Here is a 15,276-nt window from a genome sequence, read left to right as displayed (position 1 = left end):
CCTCGTGAGCATCGCAGAGACGGCCGCCGTCCAGCCCCCGTGGCGGCAGCTGCTCGGATACGTGAGACCGCACCGCTGGACCCTGCTGGCGGGAGCGCTGCTCTCGCTGGTCACCGGGGCGACCGGCCTGCTGCTGCCGCTGGTGGCGCGGGGGTTGATCGACGACCTGTCCCACGACCGGGCGATCACCGGCGCGTTGGTGCTGCTGTCGGCCCTGGTCGTCTCCAACGCGGCGGTGGGCGCGCTGGGTTCGTACGTGCTGCGGCGCACGGCCGAGTCGGTGGTGCTGGGCGCGCGCAAGGCGCTGTCGTCGTACCTGCTGCGGCTGCGGATCGCGGCGGTGGACCGCAGCGAGCCCGGTGACCTGATGGCCCGCATCACCTCGGACACGACCCTGCTGCGGGAGGTGACCACCGACTCGCTGGTCGGCCTCGGCACCGGCGGGCTCACCCTCGTCGCGACGGTGGTGCTGATGGGCGTGGTGGACCCGGTGCTGCTCGGGGTCACCCTGGCGGTGATCCTGGTCGCGGGCACGGTCATCGGGGTGATCGTGCCGCGCATCAACCGGGCCAGCCGCCGGGCGCAGGACGCGGTCGGGGTGATGGGCGCCTCGCTGGAGCGGGTGCTGGGCGCGCTGCGCACGGTGAAGGCGGCGGGCGCCGAGGACCGTGAGGAGAAGGCGCTGCACGCGGCGGCGGAGGACTCCTGGCGGCAGAGCGTGTCGGCCGCCAAGTGGTCGGCGGCGGCGGGCAACACGGCCGGGCTGGCGATGCAGACCGCGTTCATCACGGTGCTGGCGGTGGGCGGCGCTCGGGTCGCCACGGGCGCGATCGACATCGCGACGCTGGTGGCGTTCCTGCTGTACGTCTTCTATCTGATGTCGCCGATCCAGCAGGTCATCGGCGCGGTCGTGCAGTACCGGACGGGCTCGGCGGCGCTGAGCCGCATCCAGGAGACGCTGCTGCTGCCCGCCGAGCCGGCATCCGGCCCCGCGCCCCTGCCCGCAGCGACGGCCGAACCGGCCTCGCTGGCCTTCACCGACGTCCGCTTCCGGTACGCCGACGATCTGCCGTACGTCCATCACGGGGTGACGTTCGACGTCCCGGCGCGCGGCATGACCGCGTTCGTGGGCCCGTCCGGGGCCGGCAAGACCACGGTGTTCTCGCTGATCGAGCGGTTCTACGACCCCGACTCCGGGACCATCACCCTCGACGGCCGTCCGCTGCCGGACTGGGAGCTGGGCCGGCTGCGGTCCGCCATCGGCTATGTCGAGCAGGACGCCCCCGTGCTGTCGGGGACCCTGCGCGACAACCTGCTGCTGGGGAACGCGGAGGCCGACGACGACACCGTGCGGCGGGTGCTGAGGACGACCCGGCTCGACACGTTCGTCGGCGGTCTGCCGGACGGTCTCGACACACTGGTCGGGCACCGGGGGACCAAGCTGTCCGGCGGGGAGCGCCAGCGGGTGGCGATCGCGCGCGCCCTGCTGCGCAACCCGCGGCTGCTGCTCCTGGACGAGGCGACCTCCCAGCTGGACGCGGTGAACGAGGCCGCGCTGCGCGACACCGTCACGGACGTGGCCCGGACGACGACCGTGCTCGTGGTCGCGCACCGGCTGTCGACGGTCACCTCCGCCGACCGCATCGTCGTCATGGAGGCCGGTCAGGTCCGGGCGGTGGGCACGCACCGTGAGCTGGTGGCGGCCGACCCGCTCTACGCCGAGCTGGCGGCGACGCAGTTCCTGGCGACGGCGGGCTGAACGCCGGTGGGGGCCACCCGGACTCCGGGCGGCCCCCACACGGGACACGGGAACCTACGGCCGAGGTCAGGAGTGGACGGCCGGGAGCAGCCCGGTGACGGGGGCGACGAGGCCGGTGATCTGCTGCAGCTCGTTCAGCTGCCGCAGCTGGCGCACCTTGTTCAGCTCGCCCAGCTGGCCCGAGAGCGGCGGCAGTTCGCCGCGCTGCCCGGGGGGAACCTGCGCCTCGGTGAGCGAGTCGAGTGCGGTCATCGGGTTCAACCGGCCGACGGCCGGGGCTTCGGCGGCGCTCGCCAGGGGCGCGGCGAGGCCCGTGACCCCGGCGGCGAGAGCGGCGACGGCGACGATGCGACGAGTGGAGATCATGCCTACAGCAACGCGCCGGACCGCCCCGCGGTCACGGGTACGGGGCGGCGCTCACCCGACAGGCGCAGCACGCCGTCCGCGCTTGCCGAGCACGGCCCCGCGGAGGAGTCTCTAAGGGTGAGGGCCCACCGGGCCGTCCCCCTCGGCCCGCGGTCCTCGAAGGAGGTCACCATGGGCACCGCGACGGGCTCCGCCTTCGACACCGAGACTTTGCGCAGAGGCGTAGAAGGCCGTACACCGGAGACACTGCTCTCGCTGTACGCGGACGACGCGCAGATGCGCGTCGTGGACCACAACAGCCGGCCCAGCCACCCGACGGTCCTGCGCGGCCGCGACAGGATCGCCGAAATGCTCGACGACGTGTACAGCCGCGACATGACCCACCACCTGGAGGACTGCGTGGTCCAGGGCGACCGCGCCGCCTTCAGCGAGTCGTGCACGTACGCGGACGGCGTCCGCGTCCTCTCCGAGTCGATGATCACCCTGCGCGACGGCAAGATCGTCGAACAGACGATGATCCAGGCGTGGGACGAGTAGGAGTCGTAAGGCACAAGATGGACAAGCGGGACGGAGGGTGACGAGACAGGCGCGAGGGGCGAGACAGGACAGGGAGCAGGCCACCCGATTCGAACCGCACATCCCGCGAAGGGTCCCGCCCCGTTCCTCGCGGTCGCATACTGGCCCTCGTGAGAGTGGCGATCATGACGGCCGGGTCCCGGGGTGATGTGGCTCCCTTCACCGGGCTGGGGTCCGCGCTGGTGGCGGCGGGGCACGAGGTCACGCTGGTCACGCATGAGCGGTTCGCACCGCTGGTGACGGGGTCGGGGGTGGGTTTCCATCCGGTGCCGGTCGATCCGCGGGCCGAGCTGGAGTCGGAGCGGGGGCGGGGGCTGCACCGCAGTTCCACGGGTGTGGGCAAGCTGGTGCGGGTGGCGCGGATGGCGCGGGCGGTCGTGGGGCGGGTGACGGACGATCTCGTGGCCGCCGCCCGGACCAGTGACGTCCTGCTGCTGTCCGCCTCGGTGGCGCCGCTCGGGCATGTCATCGCCGACGGGCTGTCGCTGCCGAGCCTCGACCTGGCCCTGCAACCCGTCGCTCCGACACGGGAGTTCGCGCCGCCGATGCTGGGCGGCGGCTCCTGGGGCGGGGTCGCCAACCGGTTCGCCGGGCACGGTGTGGAGTGGGCCGTCGAGCAAGTCTTCGCCCCGGCTCTGCCGGCCGTCCGCGCCCGGCTCGGGCTGCCCGCCGGCCGTCGGGCGGGCGCGCGGCGGGCGGGGCCCGTGCTGCACGGTTTCAGCCCGCGGCTGGTGCCCCGGCCCCGTGACTGGCGGCCGGAACTCGACATCACCGGCTACTGGTGGCCGTACGACCGTGATGACCGGCTTCCGGCCGGGGTGCGGGAGTTCCTGGACGCGGGCCCGGCGCCGGTGTTCGTCGGCCTGGGCAGTGCGACCGTGCCCGGATCCGGGGCGGCTCAGCGGCGAGATCGTGCGGGGCCTGCGGCGGGCGGGGCTGCGCGGGGTCGTCCAGCGGGGCTGGGCCGGTCTCGCGGCCGACGGCGACGACATGCTGACCGTCGACGAGGTGCCCCACTCGCTGCTCTTCCCCGAGATGGCCGCCGTCGTCCACCACTGCGGCGCCGGTACGACGGCCGCGGGGGTGCGGGCCGGTGTCCCGGCCGTGCCGGTGCCGGTCCAGTTCGACGAGGGGTTCTGGGCGGACCGGCTGGTCGCCGCGGGGGTGGCCCCGGGGGCCGTACCCCTGCGCCGTCTGACCGCCGACACCCTGGCCGCGGCCCTGGTGCGGGCCACCCGGGAGTCCGCGTTCTCGGACCGGGCACGGGAGTTGGGGGCGCGGGTGCGGGAGGAGGACGGGGTGGGCAGCGTGGTGGAGGCGGTGGGGCGGATGGCGTGACCGCGCGCCGGCGCCGCTACCGGGACCGCTCCGGGCCCCAGCCCACCGGCCGCAGGATGCCCAGCAGTTGCCGCACCAGTTCGTCCACGACCTCGTCGAGGGTCGCGTCCAGCCAGCCCGCGCTCCAGTCGTGCAGGAGGCCGTTGACGCTGCCGATGAAGGCCGTCGCCGGGAGGCGGTAGTCGCGGGGGGGCGGCCTCGCCCCGGTCGGCGGCGGCCGTGGCCTCGGCGCAGATGAGTTCGACCCAGCGGGCGCGCCGCGCCAGGCGCTGTTCCTCCATGCGGGGGCTGACGCCGACGATCTCGACGAAGGTGATGCGGATCCGGCGCGGGTCGGCGGTGACATTGCCGGCGTAGGCGTGGAAGATCGCGGCGACCCGCTCCGCGAGGGGCAGCTCCCGGGCGGCGGCGAACGCGGCCACGACCGCTGCCTCGGCCCAGTCGTTGACCTGGAGGTGCAGCGCCGCCAGGACGTCCTCGAGGGTGCGGAACTCCTCGTAGAACTGCCGCGTCGACAGCCCGGCCGCCTCGCTGAGCGCCGCGACCGTCGTGCCCCGGTAGCCGGGGGTGTCGCCGAACAGTTGCAGCGCCGCGTCCAGGAATCTCCGCCGCCGCTCGGCCTGCCGCTCCTCGGCGGACTTGCCGGCGTATCGGCCGGTCGGCGCCCTCAGCCTGCCCGCCACGGTTCCTCCCTCGTCGTGCTCCCTCTCAATTTTGTCGTGTACGTGGTCTTGTGCGAAGGGCACCCCTTCCTTACTTTCCAGTAAGTCAACTCTGAACGCACCCGTGTTCAGATTCGGGACCTCCTACCCCCCCCCAGAGGAGAGAGCAGCCATGGCTGCCTTCAGAACCAGGCACCTTTGCTCCCTAGCCGCCGCCCTCGTCCTGACCGTCACCGCCCCCACGGCCGTCGCCACCGCCGCGACCTCGACCACCGACGCCGCCGCGCTGCGCGAGGTGCTGCTGGTCGCCAACAACTGGGACGGCACCGCCGACGTCATCAGGTCGACCGGTGACTACGCGAAGATCGGCCGGATCAACGTCATCCCCGACAAGGACCAGCGGATGGCGGAGATCAACGCCGATCCGATCCGGTGGATCGCCTTCATGACGATCCGCAACAGCGTCGGCGAGGGCCACGACCAGTTCGTCGACGACATGTACTCCACGCCGGACGGCACCTCCGTGGTGATCTCCCGGCCCAGCTTCGCCGACGTCGTCTCGATCGACGTGGCGACGGGGGCCGTCAACTGGCGTTTCCCGGTGTCGGGTTACCGTTCCGACCACATGGCCGTGTCCCCCGACGGCAAGCGGGTCGCGGTCTCCGCCTCGACGTCGAACACGGTCCACGTGCTGGACATCGACACCGGCAGGCAGCTCGGTTCGTACGCCACGGGCGACAAGCCGCACGAGAACATCTTCACCAAGGACGGCAAGTACATCTGGACCATGTCCATCGGCGAGGTGAACACCGCCCTCGACGCGCCGTGGCTGGACTGGACGAAGGGCGACCGGCGCATCACGGTCGTCGACGCCACGACGTACCGGCCGGTGAAGACGATCGACATGCGGCAGCGGCTGGACGCGATCGGCCTCTCGGACCACTCGGACGCCGTGCGCCCGGCCGTGTTCTCGCCGGACGAGTCCAAGCTGTACTTCCAGGTCTCGTTCTTCAACGGGTTCTTCGAGTACGACATCGCCACGGACCGGATCACCCGGACCAGGACGCTGCCGGAGAACCCCGCGACGAGCGACGACCGCACCACGTTCGTCAACGACTCCCGGCACCACGGTCTGTCGATGCGGCCGGACGGCAGCAAGCTGTGCGTGGCGGGCACGATGGACGACTACGCGACCGTCGTGGACCGCGCCACCCTCCAGGAGGGCCCGCTGGTCCCCGTCTCCAAGCCCTACTGGGCGACGGTCAGCGGTGACGACAAGGACTGTGTCGTCTCCGAGAGCGGGTCAGACCAGATCACGGCGATCGACTTCGCCACCGGCCGCAAGGTCGTCTCGGTGCCGGTGGGCGACCACCCGCAGCGGGTGCGGCTGGGCCATGTCGCGGCCGACTGGACGTCTCCGGCCGGCTGAGCAGGACCGTCCGCCCGTGCGCCGGGGTGCGGCGAAACCCGGCGCACGGGCGTGCCGTCACCCGCCGATCCGCTGCGCCGCCCAGGCGGCCAGCTCACCGCGGGCCGCGGTCAGCAGGGCCGTGGACGGGGCGGTGGCGCCGTTGGTCACCAGGGCGTAGTGCGGGGTGCCCGCGTCCGTGTCGGTGAGCAGCAGGCGCCGGCTTCCGGTCCCGCCCGGCTCGGCGGCGACACCGACCGGGGTGGTCGCGGTGTACGCGGGCGGCGCGTGGACCGTGCCGAGGTCGGAGACCACGGTCGTCGAGGCGGCCGGGAAGGAGGCGGGCAGGTGCAGTTCGGTCGGCGCCGAGCCGCTGCCCGAGCGCCACACGTGCAGCCCGTACTGCCCGGAGCCCACGAGTCGCGCGACGTTGGGCAGCGAACTCGGCACCGGGTTCCAGGTGAGGGTGGTCGAGCCGTCGCGGGAGCGGTCCTCGTAGGTGAAGGCCAGGGTCGTGCCGGAGGTGGCGCCGGGGTAGATCCGGTCGAGCAGCCGGGCGTCCTGGCGGAGCGTCGCCCTTCCGGTGTCGTCGAGGCGTACGGCGGAGAGGTCCTCGTCGTTCCAGGCGTCGCCGGTGGTGAGCACCTTGTCGGGGTTGCCGTTCATCAGCTCGTGGTGACGTCCGTGGTAGATGTCCCACTGCCACTGGTTGCCGGACAGGACCGGTCCGGAGGCGGCCGGGCGGGTCCACCAGTCGGCGCCCTTCACCCGGGAGTCGAGGGCCTGGTACATGGCCTTGAGGACGGTCGGCGCCTTGTCGGAGACCGTGCCCGCGAGGGGATGGCCGAACTCGCTGACCACGGCGGTCGTCCCGGCCGCCGCCGCCCGGTCACGGACGGTGCCGAAGTCGGTGACGTACTGGCCGTCGGCCGCCTTGCCCCACATCAGGATCGCGGAGATGGCCTTCTGGTCGTAGAAGTGGGTGTTGAAGACGTAGCGGGAGCCGAGGGTGCCCGCGTCGAGGAGGCCGCCCACGTGCTTCTGGGACTCGATGTTGGCGTTCCAGAACATGTTCGGCTCGACGAGGGCGGGCTTGTCCTGCCAGCCCGCCGCGTCCATCCGGGCCCGGAACCTGACGTAGAAGGGCCACAGCAGGTCGCGTTCCCAGGTGCGGCTGGTCTGGCCGGAGTCGTAGGTGCCGGCGAAGGGCTCGTTGTAGGGGTCGAAGCCGACGACGCCGGCGAACTGCTCGGCGCTCAGGTGCTGTCGGACGTACGTCATGGTCTGCTGGGCGGTGGCGAGGAAGGCGTCCTGGAGGCCGTGGGTGTTGTGCCAGAAGTCGTGCTGGGCGGCCTTCACCGCGCCGTTCTGGGTGATGTTCTGGCCCCAGAAGAGGCAGATGCCGCAGGACTCGTCGGGGTAGTCGCCCAGCTCCACCGCCCACCGGGGGGCGCCGTCGCCCGTGTACCAGCTGTCGGGGTCGAACAGCCAGCGGGAGTAGAGGTCCTGGTGGAAGTCGGGGTAGACGCGGATGCCGGCGTCGAGGAAGGCGCGCATCTGGTCGGTGGCGGCGTCCAGGTAGCCGGTGTCGACCTGGCCACGCACGGGTTCGGCGTATGCCCAGGAGAGCAGGAAGCGCACGGAGTTGCCGCCGCCGAGGGCGCGCAGGGCGTCGCCGACTTCCTGGCGTCGGCGACCGAGGCGAAGGGCAGGCCCTTGTTCTCGGCGAGCTTGGTCTCGCCGGAGACGTTGTAGCCGCGCAGCACCACCTCGCGGCCGGTGCCGTCCATGAAGCGGCCACCGGACACGGTGAGCGCGGTGCCGTCGAACGGGAGGGAGTCGGGGAGGGGGGCGGCGGTGGCGGCCGGGGTGCCCGCCACCGTCAGGAATCCGCAGAGTCCGCAGAGGACGACCAGAACAGCGAGCAGACGTGCCCGAATATTCGGCATGTCCACTACAGTCCGGCCATTTCCGGACACCGTCAATACCTTCTGACCCACGAGTAAGTTGACTGACCGTCACCTCGACGGGCCCGGTGCCCGTCTCAACCGCCCGTCCGGCCCGCCACGTTCAGCAGGTACTCCTTGCGGTCGAGCGGGTTGTGGTCGGTGCGCGGGCGCTCGGGGACCGTGCCCTCGACGACGGGCGCGTAGTGGTCGAAGGTGCTCTCCAGCTCGCCCTCGCCCCGCGTCAGCCCCGGCAGCCGCTGCTCCAGGGAGTGCACCCGGGCGGCCGGGACCGCGCCCTCCAGCACGCACAGCGCGCCCTGGGTCCGGGTGGTGCGCGGTACGGCCCGCAGCGCGGCCAGCACCGGCAGCAGCCCGCCGAGGGTGTCCGCCGGGGCCTCGATCCGGAAGCGGTGCATCGGCTCGTGGACCCGTGTCCCGGCCCGCCGCAGCGCCTCGGTCAGGACCAGCGGGGTCAGCCCCCGGAAGTCGTACCCCGTGCTGGACATGCTCTTGTCGAAGCCCTGGTGGGCGTGGCTCTGGCGGGGCCAGTAGCCGCCGTGCGTCATGGTGACCGCCACGTCGGTGACCCGCCAGCCGCGCAGCCCCTGGCCGAGCGTCTCGCGGACGGTGTCCTCGACCGCCTTGAAGAAGGCGTACGGCATCGAGCCCAGCTCCACCTCCAGCGAGAAGGTGACGCCCGCGCCCGGCGGGGCGGGGGCGACGCGCAGGCCGACGGTGGCGAGGAAGGGGTTGGCGCCCTTCTTGATGAACTCGGCGGCCGCTCCCGTGCCGGCCGGCCGTTCGACGCACAGCGGTGTCGTCCCACGGAAGGCGACCGTGAGGCCGTACTCGTCGGCGAGGGTGGCCCGGACGACCTCCTTCTGCACCTCCCCGTAGAGCGACACGGAGACCTCCTGACGGATCTCGTCGTGGCGCAGGCCGATCAGCGGGTCCTGCTCGGCCAGACGCGTGAGCGCGAGGTGCAGCGAGCGGCGGTCGGTGCCTGGGCCCGGCACCACGACCGTCTCCAGGGTGGGCGGCGCGAAGACCTGGCCGGGTCCGGTGCGCGGGACGCCGAGGCTGTCGCCGATCCTGACCTCGGGCAGGCCCCACAGCCGGGCGATCCGGCCCGCAGTGGCGCTCTCCCGCCGTACGTCGCTGCCGTGGTCGAAGACGCTGATCGCGGTGACCTTGCCCTCCCGGCCGCCGAAGGGGACGCGGTCGCGGGTGCGCAGGGTCCCGGAGAAGAGGCGCGCGTAGGCGATCTTCTCCCCCGCCGGCCCCCGTTCCACCTTGAAGACGGTCCCGCAGAGCGGGCCATCGGGGTCCCCGCCGGCCGTGGGCAGCAGGTCCCTGATGCCGGCGATCAGCTCGGGGACGCCCGCGCCGGTCGCGGCCGAGCCGAAGAAGACGGGGTGGACGAGGGTCCGGCGGGTCTGGTCGGCGAGGGCGGCCCGCAGGCGCTCCGGGGTGAGCGATCCGCCGACGTACGCGGCGAGGAGGTCGTCGTCGTGGTCGGCGAGGACGTCGGGGGCGGGAGGGGCCGGCCGGAACGCCGCCTCCCGCGTGCCGAGGCCCGTGACCGTGCCCATCGGGACGACCGGCACGGACAGCCGGCCGGTCAGCTCGCGCAGGACGCCCTGGTGGCGGGCGCCGCGCCGGTCGGTCTTGTTGACGAAGACCAGCGTGGGGATCCGCAGCCGCCGCAGGGTCCGCATCAGGACGCGGGTCTGCGCCTGGACGCCCTCCACCGCCGAGACGACGAGGACGGCGCCGTCGAGCACGCCGAGGGCGCGTTCCACCTCGGCGATGAAGTCGGGGTGGCCCGGGGTGTCGATCAGGTTGACGGTGACGTCGTCGACCGGGAAGGAGACGACGGCCGCCTTGATGGTGATGCCCCGCCGCCGTTCGAGTGCGAGGGTGTCGGTGTGGGTACTCCCGGCGTCGACACTGCCGATCTCGTCGGTGACCCCGACGGAGTGCAGCAGCCGCTCGGTGAGACTGGTCTTACCGGCGTCGACGTGGGCGAGGATCCCGAGGTTGAGCAGGTGCACGAAGCGTCATGTCCTTCGGAGTGGGGGCGATTCCTTCCTGGGGGGACATGAACGCTGCTCGCATCGGTGCTCCTGGATCCTTCGGTGACGGGTCTCGTGCAGTGCAGCAGACGGGCGGGAGCGGCGGCAACGGAATTAGGGCCCGTCCGGGTGCGGGCGGTGGCCGGACCGGCGGAGAGGAGCCGAGCGTGCGCGAGATTCTCCCGGTGCTGAGGGACTGGTACGCGGCCGGTGAGCCGTTCGGGCTCGCCACCGTGGTCGCGGTCAGCCGCAGTGCGCCGCGCGATCCGGGCGCGCCATGGCGGTCGGACCGGACGACGAGGTCGTGGGCAGCGTGTCCGGGGGGTGTGTGGAGGGCGCGGTGTTCGAGCTGGCGCGGGAGGCCGTCGCGAGCGGCGAGGCCCGGCTGGAGACCTTCGGCTACAGCGACGACGACGCCTTCGCGGCCGGACTGACCTGCGGCGGCGAGATCACCGTGCTGGTACGGCGCGTCACGCCCGCCCTGGACCCGTCGTTCGGGGCGGTCGCCGCATCGGTCGCGGCGGGCGGGCCGGTGGCCGTCGCCACGGTGGTGGACGGGCCCGCCCGGCGCGGGGCCACGCTCGCGGTCTGGCCGGAGCGGACCCGCGGCACGCTGGGCACGGGCGGCCTGGACGCGGCGGTCGCCGCCGACGCGCGCGGCGAACTCGCCCTGGGCGCCACCGGCGTACGGCACTACGGGCCGGGCGTCAGCGGCGCGAGGACGCCGTGGAGGTGTTCCTGCACTCGTTCGCGCCGCCGCCGCGCATGCTGGTGTTCGGGGCGATCGACCACGCGGCGGCCGTCGCCCGGATCGGGGACTTCCTCGGCTACCGGGTCACGGTGTGCGACGCGCGGCCCGCGTTCGCCACCCCGCGCCGCTTCCCGGCGGGCGTGGAGGTGGTCGTGGAGTGGCCGCACCGCTACCTGCGCGAGGCGGACACCGACGGCCGCACGGTGATCTGCGTGCTGACCCACGACCCGAAGTTCGACGTGCCGCTGCTGGAGGTCGCGCTGCGCCGGCCGGCCGCGTACATCGGGGCGATGGGCAGCCGCCGTACCCATGACGAGCGCAGGCGCCGGCTCGTCGAGGCGGGGCTGACCGAGGGTGAACTGTCCCGGCTGCGCTCACCGGTGGGACTCGACCTGGGGGCGCGCACCCCGGAGGAGGTGGCCGTGTCCGTGGCCGCCGAGATCGTCGCGCTGCGCTGGGGCGGCAGCGGGGCGCCGCTGACGGTCACCACCGGGGCGATCCACCCCTCCTGACGGCCCGCGCGTCGGCCCGCGCGCCTCAGCGGGGCGGCAGGCGGTGCAAGACGACGTCCGTCAGCCGGCCCGCCTCCACCGCGGCCGTCAGGTAGGTGCAGTGCGGCTGGCGCCTGCGGTCGGTCGGGGAGCCCGGGTTGAGCAGGCGCAGCCCGCCGGGCGCGGTGGTGTCCCACGGGATGTGGCTGTGGCCGAAGACCAGGACGTCGAGATCGGGGAAGCGGGCGGCGCAGCGGGCCTCCCGGCCCTGCGCGGGGCCGGTCTCGTGGATCACGCCGAAGCGGAGCCCGCCGAGGTCGGCGTACGCGACCTCGGGGAGGCGGGCGCGCAGTCCGGGGCCGTCGTTGTTGCCGTACACGCCGAGGAGCCGACGGCTGCGGCGCTCCAGCAGGTCGAGGGTGTCCGTGTCGACCCAGTCCCCCGCGTGCACGACGACATCGGCCTCGGGGAGCGCCTCCAGCAGCGGCTCGGGCAGCGCCTTGGCGCGCTTGGGGAGGTGGGTGTCGGACATGAGCAGCAGGCGCACGCCCTCAGGGTACGGCGGCGGGACGATCGGCCCGGGCGTGTTCAGTCCTCACCCCGGACGATGTTGCCTTCCGTGCCGAACCGCGTCGCGGGCGCGGTCCCGGGGATCTCCACGGCCGGTATCCAGGTGCGCGGCGCGGCTTTGGCGCCGCGCAGCCTGCGTGCCCTGGCCCAGCCCGACTCGGGCCGGCGCGCGGTCGGTTTCTCCTCCAGATGCGAGGTCGTCACGGTCGTTCATCGCCCTTCTCCGTCACGGTCAGCGGGCACCGGGGCCGCCACTGCCGAACGAGCCGCCGGACTCCTGGTTCCAGCGGGGGCGGCTCTGGTCGTCGCTCTCGCGGCTGCCGGTGGGCCGCAGCTCGTGCGCGGTGAGGCGTTCGCCGTCCTCCGGCCGCGGCATCTCGTTGGGCTCGCGCGCGCCGTGGCTCTCGCCCACCGGGCCCGACGCGGGCCTGCGGGGCTGTTCCTCGGGACGCGGCGGCGCGGGCTCACGGCTGCGGATCTTGGCGCCGAGCCGGAAGGCCCAGATCAGACCGCCGACGAGCGCGACGCCGACGACGACGAAGGCGACGGTGGCCAGAGCGGACCTGCCGGAGGCCGCCAGAACGGTGGTGGCAAAGGTGTCCATGGACGCCGTGTACCCGGCGCGCGCCCGGGGACACCCGCGCTCCCCCGGCTCGCTCTCTCGGCTCATCCCTCCAGCGTCAGTTCGCTCCACACCTGTTTGCCGCCGCTGACCGGCAGCGTTCCCCAGGTGTCGGACATGGCCTCGACCAGGAGGATGCCGCGTCCGCCGGTGGCCTCCCAGCCCAGGCTGGTCGGTTTGACGGGCGAGCGGGGCGAGTTGTCGGTGACGGAGACGCGCAGCCGGTGGCCGACCAGGGTCAGGTCGAGGCGGACCGGGCCCTCGGTGTGCACGAGGGCGTTGGTGACGAGTTCGGAGACGACCAGCAGGGCCGCGTCCATGGCGTCCACCGGCACACCCCAGGCGCGCAGGCTGCGCCGGGTGAAGCGGCGCGCGTGCCGGGCTGCCTCGGGGACCCGCCACACCGTCCAGCCCTCGCGCAGGGGGCGTACGGCCATGCCGTCGTAGCGCATCAGGAGCAGGGCGACGTCGTCGCCGCGGTGGGCGTTGCCGAGCAGGGCGTCGGCGACCAGACCCAGGTGGGCGGGGTCGGAGACGGACAGCTCGTGCGCGAGCCGGTCCAGTCCGGTGTCGATGTCCATCTCCGCGGACTCCACGAGCCCGTCCGTGGTCAGGGCGATGACGGTGCCGGGCACCAGCCGCAGCGGGGTCATCGGGAAGTCGGCCTGGGTGACGACGCCGAGCGGGGGGCCGCCGTCGGACTCGGCGATCTCCGTTGCGCCGTCCGGGTGACGCAGCACCGGCGGAGGGTGCCCGGCGCGTACGCACCAGGCGGTGCCCGCCTCCATGTCGACCTCGACGTAGCAACAGGTCGCGAAGAGGTCGGTCTCCAGTTCCATCAGGAGCCGGTTGGAGTGCGAGACCACCACGTCCGGCGGATGTCCCTCGGCGGCGTAGGCGCGCAGGGCGGTGCGCATCTGGCCCATCAGGGTGGCGGCGCCGGTGCTGTGGCCCTGGACGTCGCCGATGACGAGGGCCACGTGGTTGTCGGGCAGCGGGATCACGTCGTACCAGTCGCCGCCGACCTCCAGCCCCGCGGTGGCCGGCAGATAGCGGGCGACGGCGACCGCGCCGGGGAGTTTCGGCAGCCTGCGGGGCAGCAGCTGGCGCTGGAGCATGCCGACGAGTTCGTGCTCGGCGTCGAAGGCGTGGGCGCGCATCAGGGCCTGGCCGACGAGTCCGGCGGAGGCGGTGAGCAGGGCGCGTTCGTCGGGCCCGAAGTCGTGCGGGGTGTCCCAGCCGATCAGGCAGGCCCCGGCCATGCGGCCCCCCGCGGACAGCGGCAGGACGGCCAGGCCGCCGGGGCCGACGTCGGCGAGGGCCGGTTCCAGGGCGGAGCCGGCGGGCCAGATCCGGGCCCGCCCCTCGCGCAGGGCGGCGGCGAGGGTGGGCATGGTGCGCACCGGCGCGTCCGGCCACTCGGTGCGCCACTCCAGCCGCCACAGCTCGGGCCAGGACTCGGGTTCGGGCGGGTCCAGGACGGTGACGACGAGGCGTTCGTTCTCCAGCTCGGCCAGCGCGATCCGGTCGGCCCGCAGCGGGAGGCGCAGCGCGGAGACGACGGCCTGACTGACGTCACGGACCGTGCCGGCGGTGGCGAGGGCGGCGGCCAGGCGCTGCACGCGGGCCACGTCGGTGACGCCGGACCGCAGCGTGGAGACGTCGGCGACGGTGCCGACGAGACGCGCCGGGTGGCCCTCGCCCCCGGGCAGGAGACGGCCGCGCAGCCTCAGCCAGCGGTGCGGGCCGCCGCCGGCCCGCAGCACCCGGAACTCCAGCTCGCGTTCGCCGATCGACATGTGGTCGGCCTCGACCACGGACATCAGCGAGGGCAGGTCGTCCGGGACGGTGTGCCCGAGCAGGGTCTCGACCCGGCCGTCGAACTCGTCCCCGCGCAGGCCGAACAGCTCCAGGATCTCGTCGCCGACCTCGACGCGACCGGTGTCCATGGCCAGGCTGAAGGAGTTGGCGCGCACTTCCTCCGCCTCGTCGGGTTCGGTGGGAGCGGGCAGCGAGACGGCCTCGGCGACGAGTTCCAGACAGGCCCGGTCGTCGGCGTCGAAGCCGCCGGAGCTCTCGCTGACGGCGAGCAGACAGCCGCCGTCGCCGTCGCGTACGGGCAGTGCGGCCAGGTGGACGTCTCCGGGCATCCGCCGCGACTCCGGGCCGTCGGCGAGCTGCTCGGGCCCCAGCCACAGGGACGCCCCGCAGCGGTGGGCGTCGGCGGCGGGGGAACGGCCGTCGACGGGGTAGCTCTCGCGCAGCCCGTACAGCGTCCTGGGGACGCCCGCCGACTCGATCAGGCAGAGCAGGTCGCCGCCGTCGCCGGGTGTGTAGACGGCGGCCAGGCTCGCGCTCGAGAAGACCAGCGCCTGCTCGAGAACGCGCCGCATCCGCTCGGCCGAGGCGGGCCCGCCCGTGACCGTCTTCAGGGCAACCTCGACACGCAGGGCTCTCGCCTTGCGCTCCGCCGCACCCTGACTGACCACGACCGTAATTACAGCGCTAATAAGACGTTCCCGCAGCCCTTGCGACGGCGTGCGCTGTCGGCGGGGTACGACGCGACGCCTTGCCGGGCGGGCTGGTCGTCGGGCGTGGGTGGCCCGTTCGCCCTCCCGCGCCGAACCACTCGCCTGCGACCGCCCGGCCCGACGCGGTGCCGTGCCCACCCGGCCCGACGCAGTGCGTGCCCACCCGGCCCGACGCAGT

9 protein-coding genes and 4 pseudogenes are annotated in these 15,276 nt (G+C 73.5%); 5 read left to right on the top strand and 8 right to left on the bottom strand.

What is annotated here, in order from left to right; all coding sequences use genetic code 11:
• Positions 1-4: 4 nt before the first annotated feature.
• Positions 5-1,759: an ABC transporter ATP-binding protein gene (locus BM536_RS02155; RefSeq protein WP_094102428.1), complete on the top strand. Its 1,755-nt coding sequence runs from the start codon at positions 5-7 to the stop codon at positions 1,757-1,759.
• 66 nt (positions 1,760-1,825) lie between these two features.
• Here BM536_RS02155 and BM536_RS02150 read toward each other — a convergent pair whose 3' ends face one another.
• A complete protein-coding gene (locus BM536_RS02150; protein ID WP_094102427.1) occupies positions 1,826-2,125 on the bottom strand; it encodes a hypothetical protein in 300 nt (99 codons plus the stop codon).
• Positions 2,126-2,296: 171 nt separating this feature from the next.
• On the opposite strand from BM536_RS02150, the gene BM536_RS02145 reads away from it, so the two are divergent.
• Both BM536_RS02145 and BM536_RS02140 read left to right on the top strand, forming a co-directional pair.
• Complete coding sequence (locus BM536_RS02145) at positions 2,297-2,662, top strand: nuclear transport factor 2 family protein (protein ID WP_073493680.1); 366 nt, start codon at positions 2,297-2,299, stop codon at positions 2,660-2,662.
• 164 nt (positions 2,663-2,826) lie between these two features.
• Positions 2,827-4,039: pseudogene (locus BM536_RS02140) on the top strand (glycosyltransferase).
• Positions 4,040-4,055: 16 nt separating this feature from the next.
• Here BM536_RS02140 and BM536_RS02135 read toward each other — a convergent pair.
• Positions 4,056-4,722 (bottom strand): annotated as a pseudogene (locus BM536_RS02135) (TetR/AcrR family transcriptional regulator).
• Positions 4,723-4,873: 151 nt separating this feature from the next.
• Here BM536_RS02135 and BM536_RS02130 point away from each other — a divergent pair.
• On the top strand, positions 4,874-6,130 hold the full coding sequence (locus tag BM536_RS02130; RefSeq protein WP_073493682.1) for a YncE family protein: 1,257 nt from the start codon (positions 4,874-4,876) through the stop codon (positions 6,128-6,130).
• 57 nt (positions 6,131-6,187) lie between these two features.
• On the opposite strand, the pseudogene BM536_RS02125 reads toward BM536_RS02130, so the two are convergent.
• Positions 6,188-8,058, bottom strand: a pseudogene (locus BM536_RS02125) (endoglycosylceramidase).
• A gap of 95 nt (positions 8,059-8,153) precedes the next feature.
• Entirely contained in the window at positions 8,154-10,112 is a 1,959-nt protein-coding gene (locus BM536_RS02120; RefSeq protein ID WP_073493684.1) for an elongation factor G, read from the bottom strand.
• 188 nt (positions 10,113-10,300) lie between these two features.
• Between BM536_RS02120 and BM536_RS02115 the strand changes: the two are divergent.
• Positions 10,301-11,396 (top strand): annotated as a pseudogene (locus BM536_RS02115) (XdhC family protein).
• 25 nt (positions 11,397-11,421) lie between these two features.
• Here BM536_RS02115 and BM536_RS02110 read toward each other — a convergent pair.
• The 4 genes from BM536_RS02110 to BM536_RS02095 all read right to left on the bottom strand — a co-directional run bounded on the left by BM536_RS02110 (position 11,422) and on the right by BM536_RS02095 (position 15,056).
• Positions 11,422-11,922, bottom strand: coding sequence for a metallophosphoesterase family protein (locus BM536_RS02110; protein WP_073493686.1), 501 nt, complete (start codon positions 11,920-11,922; stop codon positions 11,422-11,424).
• Between the two features lie 41 nt (positions 11,923-11,963).
• Positions 11,964-12,149, bottom strand: coding sequence for a hypothetical protein (locus BM536_RS02105; protein ID WP_073493688.1), 186 nt, complete (start codon positions 12,147-12,149; stop codon positions 11,964-11,966).
• A gap of 28 nt (positions 12,150-12,177) precedes the next feature.
• Complete coding sequence (locus tag BM536_RS02100; protein WP_211362805.1) at positions 12,178-12,549, bottom strand: DUF6479 family protein; 372 nt, start codon at positions 12,547-12,549, stop codon at positions 12,178-12,180.
• A gap of 62 nt (positions 12,550-12,611) precedes the next feature.
• Positions 12,612-15,056 (bottom strand): SpoIIE family protein phosphatase, encoded by a 2,445-nt coding sequence (locus BM536_RS02095; protein ID WP_170109870.1) that lies wholly within the window; start codon positions 15,054-15,056, stop codon positions 12,612-12,614.
• Positions 15,057-15,276: the final 220 nt, after the last annotated feature.

The sequence above is a fragment of the Streptomyces phaeoluteigriseus genome, from assembly GCF_001896135.2.
Taxonomy (GTDB): Bacteria; Actinomycetota; Actinomycetes; order Streptomycetales; family Streptomycetaceae; genus Streptomyces; species Streptomyces phaeoluteigriseus.
Note: the sequence above shows the minus strand (reverse complement) of the source record. Positions and strands in the feature narration are given on the sequence as shown.